The 15,102-nt window shown below is 72.1% G+C and carries 12 protein-coding genes; all 12 read left to right on the top strand.

What is annotated here, in order from left to right:
* Positions 1-53: 53 nt before the first annotated feature.
* From OG774_RS24055 to nuoN, 12 genes are read left to right on the top strand one after another with little or no spacing between them, the layout of a single operon-like run.
* On the top strand, positions 54-689 hold the full coding sequence (locus tag OG774_RS24055) for an NADH-quinone oxidoreductase subunit C (protein ID WP_442874012.1): 636 nt from the start codon (positions 54-56) through the stop codon (positions 687-689).
* Positions 686-2,005, top strand: coding sequence for an NADH-quinone oxidoreductase subunit D (locus OG774_RS24060; protein ID WP_328304892.1), 1,320 nt, complete (start codon positions 686-688; stop codon positions 2,003-2,005). Before OG774_RS24055 ends, OG774_RS24060 begins: the two co-directional genes overlap by 4 nt.
* Positions 2,002-2,811 (top strand): NADH-quinone oxidoreductase subunit NuoE, encoded by an 810-nt coding sequence (gene nuoE / locus OG774_RS24065; RefSeq protein ID WP_328304894.1) that lies wholly within the window; start codon positions 2,002-2,004, stop codon positions 2,809-2,811. Before OG774_RS24060 ends, nuoE begins: the two co-directional genes overlap by 4 nt.
* A complete protein-coding gene (gene nuoF / locus OG774_RS24070) occupies positions 2,808-4,163 on the top strand; it encodes an NADH-quinone oxidoreductase subunit NuoF (protein ID WP_328304895.1) in 1,356 nt (451 codons plus the stop codon). Before nuoE ends, nuoF begins: the two co-directional genes overlap by 4 nt.
* Complete coding sequence (locus tag OG774_RS24075) at positions 4,160-6,730, top strand: NADH-quinone oxidoreductase subunit G (protein ID WP_328304896.1); 2,571 nt, start codon at positions 4,160-4,162, stop codon at positions 6,728-6,730. The genes nuoF and OG774_RS24075 overlap by 4 nt, the downstream gene beginning before the upstream one ends.
* Entirely contained in the window at positions 6,727-8,040 is a 1,314-nt protein-coding gene (gene nuoH, locus OG774_RS24080) for an NADH-quinone oxidoreductase subunit NuoH (RefSeq protein ID WP_328304897.1), read from the top strand. The genes OG774_RS24075 and nuoH overlap by 4 nt, the downstream gene beginning before the upstream one ends.
* On the top strand, positions 8,040-8,609 hold the full coding sequence (nuoI, locus tag OG774_RS24085; protein ID WP_274194447.1) for an NADH-quinone oxidoreductase subunit NuoI: 570 nt from the start codon (positions 8,040-8,042) through the stop codon (positions 8,607-8,609). Before nuoH ends, nuoI begins: the two co-directional genes overlap by 1 nt.
* A gap of 44 nt (positions 8,610-8,653) precedes the next feature.
* Entirely contained in the window at positions 8,654-9,526 is an 873-nt protein-coding gene (locus tag OG774_RS24090; protein ID WP_328311124.1) for an NADH-quinone oxidoreductase subunit J, read from the top strand.
* A complete protein-coding gene (gene nuoK / locus OG774_RS24095) occupies positions 9,523-9,822 on the top strand; it encodes an NADH-quinone oxidoreductase subunit NuoK (protein ID WP_328304898.1) in 300 nt (99 codons plus the stop codon). Before OG774_RS24090 ends, nuoK begins: the two co-directional genes overlap by 4 nt.
* Positions 9,823-9,836: 14 nt before the next feature.
* Positions 9,837-11,843: an NADH-quinone oxidoreductase subunit L gene (nuoL, locus tag OG774_RS24100; RefSeq protein WP_442873908.1), complete on the top strand. Its 2,007-nt coding sequence runs from the start codon at positions 9,837-9,839 to the stop codon at positions 11,841-11,843.
* Positions 11,840-13,471, top strand: a complete 1,632-nt coding sequence (locus OG774_RS24105; protein WP_328304899.1) for an NADH-quinone oxidoreductase subunit M — start codon at positions 11,840-11,842, stop codon at positions 13,469-13,471. Before nuoL ends, OG774_RS24105 begins: the two co-directional genes overlap by 4 nt.
* On the top strand, positions 13,468-15,102 hold the full coding sequence (gene nuoN / locus OG774_RS24110; protein WP_328304900.1) for an NADH-quinone oxidoreductase subunit NuoN: 1,635 nt from the start codon (positions 13,468-13,470) through the stop codon (positions 15,100-15,102). Before OG774_RS24105 ends, nuoN begins: the two co-directional genes overlap by 4 nt.

The raw sequence follows: 15,102 nt of genomic DNA on the forward strand, positions 1-15,102 counted from the left end.
AGATCGCCCGCCGCGACGTGTCCGGCGCCGTCGCGGGCCGGGCCCGCGAGGGCATGTTCGGCATCGCCGGCTCCGGCGACACGTCGGGCTTCGGCGGGCTCCGCCTGCCCGCCTACGCGCCGGCCCCGGCCGAGCGGCCCTACGGCGGCTGGTTCGACGAGGTCGCCGACGAGGCGGCCGCGGCCCTGGCCGACGACGGCGGCGCCGACTTCGACACCTGCGTGCACCAGGTGACCGTCGACCGCGGCGAGATGACCTGGTACGTCGACCGCGAGCACCTCGTGCGGCTGGCCCGCACGCTGCGCGACGACCCGGCGCTGCGCTTCGAGTTCTGCTCCGGCATCTCCGGGGTCGACTACGGCGAGGGCGTGCCGCAGCAGCTGCACGTCGTCGCCCAGCTGCTGTCGATGACCTACCGCCGCCGGCTGCGCCTCGAGATCGCCCTCGAGCTCGACGACGCGCACTGCCCGTCGCTCGTCGAGGTGTTCCCGACCGCCGACTGGCACGAGCGCGAGACCTGGGACATGTTCGGCATCGTCTTCGACGGCCACCCGAGCCTGACCCGGATCCTCATGCCGGACGACTGGAACGGTCACCCGCAGCTCAAGAGCTACCCGCTCGGCGGCATCCCCGTGGAGTACCACGACGCGGAGATCCCGCCGCCCGACCAGCGGAGGGCCTATACATGACGACCACCGACCCGTACGCCGCCTCGTCCCGCGAGACCACCGAGGGCACCGTCTACACGGTCACCGGTGGCGACTGGGACGAGATGATCGACCAGACCGCCGGCGACGAGCGCATCGTCATCAACATGGGTCCGCAGCACCCGTCGACGCACGGCGTGCTGCGGCTCGTGCTGGAGCTGCAGGGCGAGATCGTCACCGACGCGCGCCTGGTCATCGGGTACCTGCACACCGGCATCGAGAAGAACTGCGAGTACCGCACCTGGACCCAGGGCGTCACCTTCGTGACGCGTGCGGACTACCTCGCGCCGCTGTTCAACGAGACCGCCTACTGCCTCTCCACCGAGCGGCTGCTGGGCATCGACGTGCCCGACCGCGCCGCGACGATCCGCGTGCTCCTCATGGAGATCAACCGGATCGGCTCGCACCTCGTCGCGCTCGCCACCGGCGGCATGGAGCTCGGCGCGCTCACCGGCATGACCAACGGCTTCCGGGAGCGCGAGGAGGTCCTGCACCTGCTCGAGTTCCTCACCGGCCTGCGCATGAACCACGCGTTCATCCGCCCCGGCGGGGTCGTGCAGGACCTGCCCGAGGGCCACGAGGAGCGCATCCGGTCGTTCATCAAGGTCATGCGCGAGCGGCTGCCCGGCTTCCACAAGCTGCTCACCGGCAACCGCATCTGGCGCCAGCGCCTCGAGGGCGTCGGCTACCTGCCCCTCGACGGCTGCCTCGCGCTCGGCGTCACCGGCCCGATCCTGCGCTCCGCGGGGCTGGCCTGGGACCTCCGCGAGGTCGAGCCGTACCTCGGGTACGAGCACTACGACTTCGAGGTCCCCACCGACACCGCCGCCGACAGCTTCGCCCGCTACGTGCTGCGGGTCGAGGAGATGAACCAGTCGCTGCGGATCATCGAGCAGGCCCTCGACCGGCTCGAGCCGGGCCCGGTGATGGTCGAGGACGCCAAGATCGCGTGGCCCGCCAAGCTGTCGATCGGCGCCGACGGCATGGGCAACTCCCTCGACCACGTCCGCAAGATCATGGGCCAGTCGATGGAGTCGCTGATCCACCACTTCAAGCTGGTCACGGAGGGCTTCAAGGTGCCGCCGGGCCAGGCCTACGTGCCGATCGAGTCGCCCCGGGGCGAGCTCGGCGCGCACCTGGTCTCCGACGGCGGCACGCGTCCGCTGCGCGTGCACCTGCGCGACCCCAGCTTCGTGAACCTGCAGGCCGCACCCGCGATGTCGGAGGGCGGGATGGTCTCGGACGTCATCGCCGCGCTGGCCTCGCTGGATCCCGTGATGGGGGGTTGTGACCGATGAGCCGCGCTCTCGGACCTGAGGCGCCGGCGGCCCCGCCCGTCGAGCCCGAGCACGCGATCGACGAGGCCGGCGGCACCACTGCGCAGCACGCCGAGCGGGCCTCGGTCGACACCACCGTGTTCGACGGGGTGCGCGACCGGGCCACGGCGATCGTCGCCCGCTACCCGCAGCCGCGGTCGGCCCTGCTGCCGCTGCTGCACCTCGTCCAGCACGTCGAGGGCCACGTCTCCCGCGCCGGGATCGCGTTCTGCGCGGAGGTCCTGGAGATCACGACCGCCGAGGTCTCCGCGGTCGCGACCTTCTACACGATGTACAAGCGCGAGCCCGTCGGTCGCCACCTCGTGAGCGTCTGCACGAACACGCTCTGCGCGGCCCTGGGCGGCGACGACATCTACGCCGCGGTGCGCGAGCGCCTGGGCGGACCGGGTCGGCCACTGGGCCACGAGCAGACCAGCGCCGACGGCGCCGCGACGATCGAGCACGCCGAGTGTCTGGCGGCCTGCGACCTCGCCCCGGTGCTCACCGTCGACTACGAGTTCTTCGACAAGCAGACGGTCGAGTCGGCCGTCGAGATCATCGAGGCGCTGCAGCGGGGCGAGAAGCCGCACCCGACCCGCGGCGCCCCGCTCAACGACTTCCGCTCGGTGGAGCTGCTGCTCGCCGGGTTCTTCGACGACCCGGCCGTCGGCGGTCTCGCCGCCGTCGCCGGTCCGTCGGCGGCCGAGGAGAGCCTGCGCGGCGCCCGGCTCGCCGAGGAGCGCGGCTGGACCGCGCCACCCGTGCCGGACGAGGGAGGCTCCGCATGACCGACCCGCTCACCCCGGTCCTGACCAAGCACTGGCTCGGCCCCGAGTCCTGGACGCTGCGCCACTACACCGAGCTCGGCGGCTACGAGGCGCTGCGCACCGCGCTGGCGACCCCGCCCGACGACCTCGTCGCGCTCGTCAAGGACTCCGGCCTGCGCGGACGCGGCGGCGCCGGGTTCCCGACGGGCATGAAGTGGAGCTTCATCCCGCAGGCCAAGCCGGGCGAGACGCCCACCGGCCCGGCGGCGAAGCCGAAGTATCTCGTCATCAACGCCGACGAGGGCGAGCCGGGCACCTGCAAGGACGTCCCGCTGATGATGGCGGACCCGCACTCGCTCATCGAGGGCTGCATCATCACGAGCTGGGCGATCCGCGCGCACTTCTGCGCGATCTACGTGCGTGGCGAGGTCGTCCACGTCCTGCGGCGCCTGCACGCCGCCGTGCGCGAGGCCTACGACGCCGGCCACCTCGGCAAGGACATCCACGGCACCGGCTTCGACCTCGACATCGTCGTGCACGCCGGCGCCGGGGCGTACATCTGCGGCGAGGAGACGGCGCTGCTCGACTCGCTCGAGGGCCGTCGCGGGCAGCCGCGGCTCAAGCCGCCGTTCCCGGCGACCGCGGGCCTCTACGCCGCGCCGACCGTCGTCAACAACGTCGAGACGATCGCGACCGTCCCGTCGATCGTCAACGGCGGCAAGGACTGGTTCCGGACGATGGGCCGCGAGCGCTCGCCCGGTCCGAAGATCTACTCGCTGTCCGGCCACGTCGAGCGGCCCGGGCAGTACGAGGCGCCGCTGGGCACGACGCTGCGCGAGCTCCTCGACCTCGCCGGCGGCATGAAGGACGGCATCCCGCTGAAGTTCTGGACGCCGGGCGGGTCGTCGACACCGCTGCTCACCGATGAGCACCTCGACGTCCCGCTGGACTTCGAGGGCGCCACCGAGGCCGGGTCGATGCTCGGCACCACCGCGCTCATGATCTTCAACGAGACCGTGTCGGTCCCGTGGGCGGTCATGAAGTGGACCGAGTTCTACGAGCACGAGTCCTGCGGCAAGTGCACGCCGTGCCGGGAGGGCTGCTACTGGCTCGCCGGCATCCTGCGTCGGATGGTCGACGGCGAGGGCACCGAGGCCGACATCGACACGCTGCTCGACGTCTGCGACAACATCCTCGGGCGCTCGTTCTGCGCCCTCGGCGACGGCGCGGTCTCGCCGATCACCAGCGGTATCAAGTACTTCCGGCAGGAGTTCGTCGACCTGTGCTCCTCGCAGTCGGGGGGTGCTCGGGGGGCGGAGCCCCCCGAGGGTGAGGTCGAGCGCATCGCCGAGCTGAGCGGAGCCAGTGCATGACCCAGGCCCCTGAGAAGCCCTCCGAGCAGGACGACCTCCCCCCGGTCCCGCACGGGCACGTCCGGCTCACCATCGACGACCGCGTGGTCGACGCCCCGCAGGGCGAGCTGTTGATCCGCACCTGCGAGCGACTCGGGATCGTCGTCCCGCGCTTCTGCGACCACCCCCTGCTCGACCCGGCAGGCGCCTGCCGCCAGTGCCTGGTCGAGGTGGAGATGGGCGGGCGCAAGATGCCCAAGCCGCAGGCCAGCTGCACGATGACCGTGGCCCAGGACATGGTCGTCAACACCCAGATGACGTCCGCGGTGGCCGACAAGGCGCAGCAGGGCGTCATGGAGCTGCTGCTCATCAACCACCCGCTGGACTGCCCGATCTGCGACAAGGGCGGCGAGTGCCCCCTGCAGAACCAGGCGATGTCCTCGGGGCGCGCGGACTCCCGCTTCGTCGAGGAGAAGCGGACGTTCGCCAAGCCGCTGCCGATCTCCGACGAGGTGCTGCTCGACCGCGAGCGCTGCGTGCTCTGCCAGCGCTGCACGCGGTTCTCGCGCCAGATCGCCGGCGACCAGTTCATCGAGCTGCTCGAGCGCGGCGCGCACCAGCAGATCGGCACCGAGGAGACCGCCTTCGGCGAGGGCGAGGACTTCCAGTCCTACTTCTCCGGCAACACCATCCAGATCTGCCCGGTCGGCGCCCTCACCTCGGCGTCCTACCGCTTCCGCTCGCGCCCGTTCGACCTGGTCTCGACGCCCGGCGTCTCCGAGCACGACTCCTCGGGCGCGTCGGTCCGCCGCGACTGGCGCCGCGGCGCGGTCACCCGCGTGCTCGCCGGCGAGGACCCGGACGTCAACGAGGAGTGGATCGACGACAAGACCCGCTTCGCGTTCCGCTACGCGCAGTCGGCCACCCGGATCACGCGCCCGCTGGTGCGTGGCGACGACGGCGAGCTGCACGAGACGTCGTGGACCGACGCCCTCGAGCGGGCCGCGGCATCCCTGCTCGCCGCGCGCGACGGCACGGGGCCCGCTCCGCTCGACGCGGACGGCGAGCCCGGCGAGCCCAAGCGCGGCGTCGGCGTGCTGCCCGGCGGTCGCCTGACGATCGAGGACGCCTACGCCTACGCGAAGTTCGCCCGCGTCGCGCTGCAGACCAACGACATCGACGCCCGCGCCCGCGCGCACTCCGGCGAGGAGCTCGACTTCCTCGCCGCGCACGTCGCCGGCACCGGGCTCGGGGTGACCTACGCCGACCTCGAGTCGGCGCCGGCCGTGCTCACCGTGGCCCTCGAGGTCGAGGAGGAGGCGCCCGTCGTCTTCCTGCGGCTGCGCAAGGCCGCCCGCACGGGCACGGCGGTGCACCACCTCGGCCAGTGGTCGAGCCCGGCCGTCGTGAAGACCGGCGGCCGCCTGGTCCGCACCGCCCCCGGCCGCGAGCCGGAGGCGCTGGCCACGCTGCCCGACGACGTGGCCGCCGCGCTCGCGACGCCGGGTGCGGTCGTGCTGGTGGGGGAGCGCGCCGCGGAGGTGCCGGGTCTCTACGCCGCCGTGTCCGACCTCGTCGGTCGCACCGGGGCCCGCGTGGCCTGGGTGCCGCGGCGGGCCGGCGAGCGCGGCGCGGTCGACGCCGGCGCGCTGCCGACCCTGCTGCCCGGCGGACGCCCCGTCGACGACGTCGCCCGCGCCCAGCTGGCGTCGAGCTGGGGTCTCGCCGACGAGGCGGCCCTGCCCGCGACGCCGGGTCGCGACGGCGCCGCCATCCTGCGGGCCGCCGCCTCCGGCGAGCTCGCCGGGCTCGTGGTCGGCGGCGTCGAGCTGACCGACCTCCCGGACCCGGTGCTCGCCCGTGCGGCGCTGCGCGAGGCCGACGTCGTCGTGAGCCTCGAGCAGGTCGCGTCCGAGGTGACGCAGTACGCCGACGTGGTCCTCCCGGTGGCCCCGGTGGTCAACAAGTCGGGGACCTTCCGCAACTGGGAGGGTCGCGACCGCCGCTTCGCCACCACGATCGACCCGTCGGGCGGCTCCTCCGGCCGCGTCGGCGGCACGGCCGCGATCACGCTGCCGGACTGCCGCGTGCTCGACACCCTCGCCGTCGAGATGGACGTCGACCTGTTCACGCAGACCCCGGAGGTCGCCGCCGCGGAGCTCGGGCGCCTCGGTGCCGGTCGGCCGACGGAGATCGGACCGGTACGCGGCCCGGAGGGGTCGGGTGACGTCGACGGCACCGACGGGAGCCTGCGGCTGGCGTCCTGGCGCCAGCTCCTCGACGGCGGCGCGCTGCTGATCGACGAGCCGGAGCTCGCCGGGACGGCCCGCCCGCCGAAGATCCGCATCTCGACGGTCACGGCCCGACGGCTCGGGCTGGTCGAGGACGCGGTGGCCGGGCTCGAGGGCCCGCGCGGGTCGCTGCACCTGCCCGTCGAGCTCGCCGACCTCCCCGACGACGTCGTCTGGGCGCCCGCGCGGGTGCCGCAGGCCGACGGTGGGGTCGTCACGCTGGCGGGCCTCGGCCTCACCCACGGCGGGCCCGCCCGCCTCATCGGCGGCACCACCACTGACGGGAGTTCGGCGTGAACCCTGTTCCTCCGCCGGGGTACACCCAGACCCTGCTCGCGGACGACCCGTTCTGGCTGACGCTGATCAAGGTCGTCGTGGTCTTCGCGATGCTCATGGTGATCACGCTGTTCATGATCTGGTTCGAGCGCCGCGTCGTGGGCCGCATGCAGCAGCGTCCCGGCCCGAACTGGAACGGCCCGTTCGGCCTGCTCCAGTCGCTGGCCGACGGGCTGAAGCTGGCGTTCAAGGAGGACATCCGCCCGGTCCTCGCGGACAAGGCGGTCTTCTTCATCGCCCCGGTGCTCTCGGTGATCCCGGCCTTCGCCGCCTGGGCGGTCATCCCGATCGGCCCCGAGGTCTCGATCTTCGGCGAGCGCACCGCGCTGCAGCTGACCGACCTGCCCGTCGGCATCCTGGTGGTGCTGGCCTGCTCGTCGATCGGCGTCTACGGCATCGTGCTCGCCGGCTGGGCGTCCGGCTCGCCGTACCCGCTGCTCGGCAGCCTGCGCAGCGCCGCCCAGGTGATCTCCTACGAGCTCGCGCTCGGCCTGTCGATCATCGCGGTCGTGCTGTACGCGGGCTCGCTGTCCACCGCCGACATCGTCGCCGCGCAATCCACCGGCTGGTACATCTGGCTGCTGCCGGTCAGCTTCGTGATCTTCGCGGTCTCGATGGTCGGCGAGACGAACCGCGCGCCGTTCGACCTCCCCGAGGCCGAGTCCGAGCTGGTCGGCGGCTTCCACACCGAGTACTCGTCGCTGAAGTTCGCTCTCTTCTTCCTCGCCGAGTACGTCAACATGGTCACCCTCTCCGCGGTGGCCACGACGCTGTTCCTCGGCGGCTGGCAGGCGCCGTGGCCGCTGTCGCTGTGGCCCGCCGCGAACGAGGGCTGGCTGCCGATCGTCTGGTTCCTGGGCAAGACGCTGGCGTTCCTGTTCGTCTACGTCTGGCTGCGGGGCACGCTGCCCCGCCAGCGCTACGACCAGTTCATGGCGCTGGGCTGGAAGCTGCTGATCCCGATCAGCCTGGTCTGGCTGATGCTCGTCGCCACGCTGCGCGTGCTGCGGGCCGAGCTGACCACCGGCCAGATCCTCATCGTCGGCGGCGTCGCGCTGGTGCTGCTCGTCGGTGCGGCCCTGCTGCTGCCCGACCAGACCCCGCCCGACGACGACCCCGAGCCCCCGGTCGTCGCCGACTACCCCGTGCCACCCCTGGACCTCGCCGTGCCGCCGACACCGAAGCGGCGCCGCCGCGCGGTGACGGCCGCGCGCGGGGACGACCGGGAGGCCGAGACCGTGACCGCCGGCGCGAAGGAGGGAGACCGCTGATGGGCATGTTCGACGGGATCGCCGGATTCGGCGTGACCTTCTCGACGATGTTCCGCAAGGTCGTCACCGAGGACTACCCGCGGGTGAAGAAGGTGACCGCCCCGCGCTACCACGGGCGGCACCAGCTCAACCGGCACCCGGACGGCCTCGAGAAGTGCGTCGGCTGCGAGCTGTGCGCCTGGGCCTGCCCGGCCGACGCGATCTACGTCGAGGGCGGCGACAACACCGACGAGGAGCGCTACTCGCCGGGTGAGCGCTACGGGTCGATCTACCAGATCAACTACCTCCGGTGCATCGGCTGCGGCCTGTGCATCGAGGCCTGCCCGACACGCTCGCTGACGATGACGAACGAGTACGAGCTCGCGGACGACGACCGCCAGGACCTGATCTACGACAAGGACCGCCTGCTCGCCCCGCTGCTGCCGGGCATGGAGCAGCCGCCGCACCCCATGCGCCTCGGCGAGAACGAGCAGGACTACTACGTCCAGGGTCCCGAGATGGCCCGCCGCCCGGACGTCCAGGACGCGGTGCGCGAGGAGATCCAGATGACCCCCGAGGCGTCGCGGTGAGCGCGATCCTCGCGAGCGCCGCCCCGATGACGGGCGGCGGGGAGATGACCACCGGCGAGTCGGTGGCGTTCTGGATCCTCGGCCCGGTGGCCCTGGCCGGCGGGCTCGGCATGATCTTCTCGCGGAACGCCGTGCACTCGGCGCTCTGGCTGGTGATGACCATGCTGTCGCTCGGGATCCTCTACATGGTCCAGCAGGCGCCGTTCCTGGGCTTCACCCAGATCATCGTCTACACCGGCGCGATCATGATGCTGTTCGTGTTCGTGCTGATGATGGTCGGGCGCGACGCGTCCGACTCCGTCGTCGAGGTGCTGCGCGGGCAGCGGCTCGCGGCGGCCGTTCTCGGCATCGGCCTCGGCGGCCTGACCGTCGCCGCCGTCGCCGAGACGCTGACGACCATCGGCCCGGTGGGGCTCGGCCCCGGCTACGGCCCCGAGGCCCGCGGCAACGTGCAGGCGCTCGGGACGAGCATCTTCCGCGACTACCTGCTGCCCTTCGAGCTGACCTCGGCGCTGCTCATCACGGCGGCGGTCGGCGCAATGGTCTACACGTTCGCCGGCCAGGCCCGTCGCAAGCAGGCGAGCCAGCGCGAGCGGGTCGTCGAGCGCCTGCGGGGTCCGCTGGAGAAGTACGGGTCGCGCTCCGGCCCCGGCGTCTTCGCGACCGCCGACTCCGTGGCCACCCCGGCGCTGCTCCCCGACGGCTCGGTCGCCCCGGCCTCGCTCTCGAAGATCATCGAGTCGACGCGGCGCGAGCGTCTCGACGCCGACATCGCCGACGTCCGCAGCGACACCGGCCCGGCGACCGACGTCTCCGCCCGGTCCCTGCGCGGCGGTGACGGCGACGGCGCGGAGGCGGGCGCCGGGAGCACCCACGACCGCCTGCACGAGGGCACCCACGAGGGAGGGGCCCGATGAGCCCCACGATCTACCTGCTGCTCTCCGCGCTGCTGTTCGCGATCGGTGCGGTCGGCGTGCTCGTGCGCCGCAACGCGATCGTCGTCTTCATGTGCATCGAGCTCATGCTCAACGCCGTGAACCTGACGCTCGTCACGTTCTCGCGCATCAACGGGTCGCTCGACGGCCAGATCATGGCCTTCTTCGTCATGGTCGTGGCCGCGGCGGAGGTCGTCGTCGGGCTCTCGATCATCATGGCGATCTTCCGTACGCGCCGGACGACCTCGGTCGACGACGCCAACCTGCTGAAGTACTGAGGGGGACACGAGTCGTGTCGAGCCTGACGACGGCCGTCCCGTTGCCGCCGGTCGTCCCGGTCGAGGGCGGCGCGGCCTCGGCGGCCTGGGTGCTGGTCGCCCTGCCCGCGCTGGGCGCCCTGGTGCTGTTCATCGGCGGGAAGCGCACCGACAAGTGGGGCCACCTGCTCGGCGTCGCCACCGTCGTGCTGTCGTTCCTGTTCGCCGTGGTGCTCTTCGTCGGGTCGCTGGCGCTGCCCGCGGAGGAGCGGGTCCGTGACCTGCCGATCTACGACTGGATCGCGGTCGGGGCCCTGAACGTCGAGTTCGGCCTGCGCATCGATCCGCTGTCGCTGACGTTCGCGCTGCTCATCACGGGTGTCGGGTCGTTGATCCACATCTACTCCGTGGGCTACATGGACCACGACCCGAACCGGCGGAAGTTCTTCGCGCAGCTCAACCTGTTCGTCGCGGCGATGCTCGTGCTGGTCCTCGGCAACGGGTTCGTGACGCTCTACCTGGGCTGGGAGGGCGTCGGTCTCGCGTCCTACCTGCTCATCGGCTTCTACACGGGACGCCGGTCGGCGGGCAGCGCCGCGAAGAAGGCGTTCCTCATGAACCGGGTCGGGGACGTCGGCCTGGCGCTGGCGATCTTCATCCTGTTCCTGGAGCTGGGCACCACCCAGTACGCCGACGTGTTCGCCCGGGCCGGGGAGATCTCGCCGGGTGCGCTGATCGCGATCACCCTGCTCCTGCTGCTCGGCGCGTGCGGCAAGTCCGGCCAGTTCCCCCTGCAGGCCTGGCTGCCCGACGCCATGGAGGGCCCGACCCCGGTCTCGGCCCTCATCCACGCGGCGACGATGGTCACCGCCGGCGTGTACCTCATCGCACGGTCGAACCCGCTCTACGACCTCGCGCCGGTCGGCCAGCTCGTCGTGACGATCGTCGGCGCCATCACGCTGGTGATCGGCGCGATCATCGGCTGCGCCTACGACGACATCAAGAAGGTCCTCGCCTACTCCACGGTGAGCCAGATCGGCTACATGATGCTGGCGGTCGGGCTCGGCCCGGTCGGCTACGCGGCGGCGCTGGCCCACCTGCTCACCCACGGCTTCTTCAAGGCGGGCCTGTTCCTCGGGGCCGGCTCGGTGATGCACGGGATGGCCGACGAGACCGACATGCGCCGGTACGGCGGCCTCCGGCGCCACATGCCGGTGACGTTCTGGACGTTCACCCTCGGCTACCTGGCCCTGATCGGCTTCCCGTTCCTGTCGGGCTTCTACACGAAGGACCTCATCATCGAGGCCGCCCTGACCGCGGGCCCCGTGGCCGGCTGGATCCTCGGTGTCGCGGCCCTGCTCGCGGCGGGGCTGACGGCGTTCTACATGACCCGACTGATGCTCATGACGTTCTTCGGCGAGGAGCGCTGGCGGGACCTGCACCCGCGGCGCGTCGACGCCTCGGACCTCGAGGACCCGCCCGAGCACTACCACCCCCACGAGTCGGTGGCCTCGATGACGGCGCCGATGGTGCTGCTCGCGATCGGCTCGGCCGGCGCCGGCGCGTTCCTCGTCGGCGGGGAGCGCCTGGCCCACTACCTGGAGGCTTCGATCGGCCCCACGATCGAGCCGTACGACGTCCCGGCCGTGTTCTACGTCGGCCTGATCCCGTACCTCGCCACGGCACTGATGCTCGTCGGCGCCGGCGTCGCCTACCTGGTCGTGGGCCGCCACCCGGTGCCGGTGGAGCGCCCGGAGCGGGTGAGCCTGCCGGTGCGGGCCGCGCGCGCGGACCTCTACGCCAACGCGGTCAACGAGAAGCTCATCGCCCGCCCGGGCATCTGGCTCTCCCGCGCGCTGGTCTACGTCGACAACCGCGGCGTCGACGGCGCCGTCAACGGCACCGCCGCCCTGCTGGGCGGCACGTCCGGCCGGCTCCGGCGCAGTCAGACCGGCTTCGTCCGTACCTACGCCCTGACCATCCTGGGAGGCTCCGTCGTGCTCGTCGCGGCCCTGCTCACCGTCGGCGGGTTCCCCGGATGAGCGCCGTCCTGCTGGTCCTGCTGCTCCTGCCGCTGGTCGGCGCCGCCGTCGTCGGCGCGATGGCCCGCCGGGAGGACCTCGACCGCGCCGCGAAGATCCTCGGTCTGGCGCTCTCGGTGGTCTCGCTGGTGCTCGTGATCGTGCTGTGGGCCGGGTTCCGCACCGGGCCCGGCACGCCGCGCTTCCAGGCCGAGCTGTCGGCGGAGTGGATCCCGGCGTTCGGCACGCGCTTCGCGCTCGGTCTCGACGGCATCGCGCTGACGATGATCGCGCTGCTCGCGGTGCTGGTGCCGATCGTGCTGTGGTTCGCGTGGTCCGAGAAGCTGCCCGCGGGCCGCACCGGCGCGGGCTTCACCGCGCTGATGCTCTCCACGCAGGGGGTCCTGGTCGGCGTGTTCGCCGCGACCGACGTCTTCCTGTTCTACGTGCTGTTCGAGGCGATGCTCATCCCGATGTACTTCCTCATCGGGCGCTTCGGCGGGCCGCGCCGCCAGTACGCCGCGGTGAAGTTCTTCCTCTACTCGTTCCTCGGTGGGCTGATCATGCTCGCCTCGGTCATCGGGCTGTTCGTCGCGAGCGACACCCGCCTGGGCCAGGGGACGTTCGACTGGGCCGCCCTGCAGGGGATGGCCGCGCAGCTCCCGCTCTCCACCCAGATCCCGCTGTTCCTCGGGTTCTTCGCCGCGTTCGCGATCAAGGCGCCCCTGGTGCCGTTCCACACGTGGCTGCCCGACGCCGGTGCCGAGGCCCCGATCGCGGGCGGCGTGATCCTGCTCGGCCTGCTGGACAAGGTCGGCACCTTCGGGTTCCTGCGCTACAACCTGCCGCTGTTCCCGGCGGCGTCCCGCGAGCTCGCCCCGCTGCTGCTGACGCTCGCCGTCATCGGCGTCGTCTACGGCTCGCTGCTCGCCGCGGTGCAGACCGACATGAAGCGGTTCGTGGCCTACACCTCGATCGCGCACTTCGGCTTCATCGCGCTCGGCATCTTCGCGTTCTCGTCGCAGTCGATCGCGGGCTCGGCGCTCTACATGGTCAACCACGGCATCTCGACCGCGATGCTGTTCCTGGTCGTCGGCCTGCTGATCCGTCGCGGCGGCACGGCGTCGATGACCGAGTACGGCGGGGTCGGACGGATCGCCCCGCTGCTGGCGGGCATGTTCCTCATCGCCGGCCTCTCCACCATCGCCCTGCCCGGGACCAACTCGTTCATCAGCGAGTTCCTGGTCCTGCTGGGGGCGTTCCCCCGCGAGCCCGTGTTCAGCGTGATCGCGACCGTCGGCATCGTCTTCGCCGCGCTCTACATGCTCTGGGTGTTCCAGCGCGTGATGACGGGGCCGCTGCGGGGCTCGGCGGTCGTCGGTGACGGTCCCGGGGCCGCCTCCGCGGCGGTCATGGCTTCCTCGTCTCCCGATGGGGACGCCGACGACCCCTCGGCGCGCAACCTCACCGCGCGCTTCGGAGACCTGACCCGCGGCGAGGTCGCGGTGCTGACCCCGCTCGTCGCCCTGATCCTCGTGCTCGGCTTCTTCCCCGGTCCGGTCCTCGAGGTCCTCGAGCCGGCGGTGTCGGCGACCATGGCCGAGGTCGGCGTCGCCGACCCGGTGACCCCGAACGGAGTGGCGCGATGACCGGGCAGGCCTTCCCGTCGGTCGACTACGGCGCGCTCGCGCCGGTGCTGATCGTGCTCGGCGGCGCGTGCGTGTCGGTGCTGCTCGAGGCGCTGCTGCCGCTGCGGGTGCGTGGGCGCGCCCAGCTCGGCCTGACGCTCACCGTGGTGGCCGCGGCGCTCGTCGCCGTGATCGTGCGCGCGACGTCCGGCGCGGCGCCGGTGTCGACGCTCGCCGGCGCGCTGGCCGTCGACGGGCCCGCGCTGTTCCTCTGGGGCACGCTGCTGGCCCTCGCGGTGCCCAGTGTGCTGCTGCTCGCCGACCGCTCCGTGGAGCCCGGCGGGGCGTTCCTCGCCGACCCGGTGGCGCTCGGGGAGGCCGAGGCCGCCGAGCAGCGGGTCGCCGTCGGCGCCCGCGCGGGCGGGTCGTCGTCGGCGCGGTCCTCGGGCGGCGGCGGTCGCACCGGGCGGTCGGGTCGTGGGCCGGGTCGTGCGCAGGCCCCCGTCGAGAGCCAGAGCGAGATCTACGCCCTCGTGCTCTTCGCGCTCGGCGGCATGCTCGTCTTCTGCGCCGCCGACGACCTGCTGACGATGTTCGTCGCGCTCGAGGTGCTGAGCCTGCCGCTCTACCTGCTCTGCGGGCTGGCGCGGCGCCGGCGGCTGATGAGCCAGGAGTCGGCGGTCAAGTACTTCCTGCTCGGCGCGTTCTCGTCCGCGTTCTTCCTCTACGGGCTCGCGCTGCTCTACGGCTACGCGGACTCGGTGAAGCTCTCCGACATCTCGCTGGCCGCCGCGGGCTCGCTGCGCCCCGATTCGCTGCTGTTCGGCGGGCTCGCCCTGCTGGTGGTCGGGCTGCTCTTCAAGGCCTCGGTGGGCCCGTTCCACACGTGGACGCCCGACGTCTACCAGGGCGCGCCGACCTCGGTGACCGCGTTCATGGCCGCCTGCACGAAGGTCGCCGCGTTCGGCGCGATCCTGCGGGTGTTCACCGTCGCGTTCGGCTCCACGGTGTGGGAGTGGCGCGGGGTGCTGTGGGTCGTCGCGATCGCCTCGATGGTGATCGGCGCGGTGCTCGGGCTGACCCAGACCGACGTCAAGCGCATGATCGCCTACTCGTCGGTGGCGCACGCCGGCTTCCTGCTGCTGGGCGCCATGGCGATCACCCCGCAGGGCCTCTCGGCGACGCTGTTCTACCTGCTCGCCTACGGCTTCACGACCGTCGCCCTGTTCGGGCTGGTGTCGCTGGTGCGCGGCCCCGACGGCGAGGCGACGCACCTGTCGGCGTGGGCGGGCCTCGGGAAGCGCGCGCCGGTGGTCGCCGCGTCGGTGACCTTCCTCATGCTGGCCCTGGCCGGGATCCCGCTGACCAGTGGCTTCACGGCCAAGTTCGCGGTGTTCGCCGCGGCCCTCGCCGACGGCATGGCGCCGCTGGTCATCGTGGCCCTGGTGGTCAGCGCGGTGGCCGCGTTCTTCTACCTGCGGCTGATCGTGCTGATGTACTTCTCCGAGCCGGCCGCCGACGGCCCGACCGTCAGCGTGCCTGGCCCGTTCACGACGGTGGCGATCACACTGGGGGTCGTGGTGACCCTCCTGCTCGGCATCGTGCCGACCGCCGTCCTCGGATGGGCCGACGGCCTGTCCTTCCTGGGCTGA

The organism is Actinomycetospora sp. NBC_00405 (assembly GCF_036044095.1).
GTDB classification, from domain to species: domain Bacteria; phylum Actinomycetota; class Actinomycetes; order Mycobacteriales; family Pseudonocardiaceae; genus Actinomycetospora; species Actinomycetospora callitridis.

Excerpts from the sequence above, each read along its gene's own strand:
- OG774_RS24075 (WP_328304896.1), top strand. The coding sequence starts at position 4,160 with ATGACCCAGGCCCCTGAGAAGCCCTCCGAGCAGGACGACCTCCCCCCG.
- nuoK (WP_328304898.1), top strand. The coding sequence starts at position 9,523 with ATGAGCCCCACGATCTACCTGCTGCTCTCCGCGCTGCTGTTCGCGATC.
- OG774_RS24105 (WP_328304899.1), top strand. The coding sequence starts at position 11,840 with ATGAGCGCCGTCCTGCTGGTCCTGCTGCTCCTGCCGCTGGTCGGCGCC.
- OG774_RS24090 (WP_328311124.1), top strand. The coding sequence starts at position 8,654 with ATGACCACCGGCGAGTCGGTGGCGTTCTGGATCCTCGGCCCGGTGGCC.
- OG774_RS24060 (WP_328304892.1), top strand. The coding sequence starts at position 686 with ATGACGACCACCGACCCGTACGCCGCCTCGTCCCGCGAGACCACCGAG.
- OG774_RS24055 (WP_442874012.1), top strand. The coding sequence starts at position 54 with ATGTTCGGCATCGCCGGCTCCGGCGACACGTCGGGCTTCGGCGGGCTC.
- nuoI (WP_274194447.1), top strand. The coding sequence starts at position 8,040 with ATGGGCATGTTCGACGGGATCGCCGGATTCGGCGTGACCTTCTCGACG.
- nuoN (WP_328304900.1), top strand. The coding sequence starts at position 13,468 with ATGACCGGGCAGGCCTTCCCGTCGGTCGACTACGGCGCGCTCGCGCCG.
- nuoF (WP_328304895.1), top strand. The coding sequence starts at position 2,808 with ATGACCGACCCGCTCACCCCGGTCCTGACCAAGCACTGGCTCGGCCCC.
- nuoE (WP_328304894.1), top strand. The coding sequence starts at position 2,002 with ATGAGCCGCGCTCTCGGACCTGAGGCGCCGGCGGCCCCGCCCGTCGAG.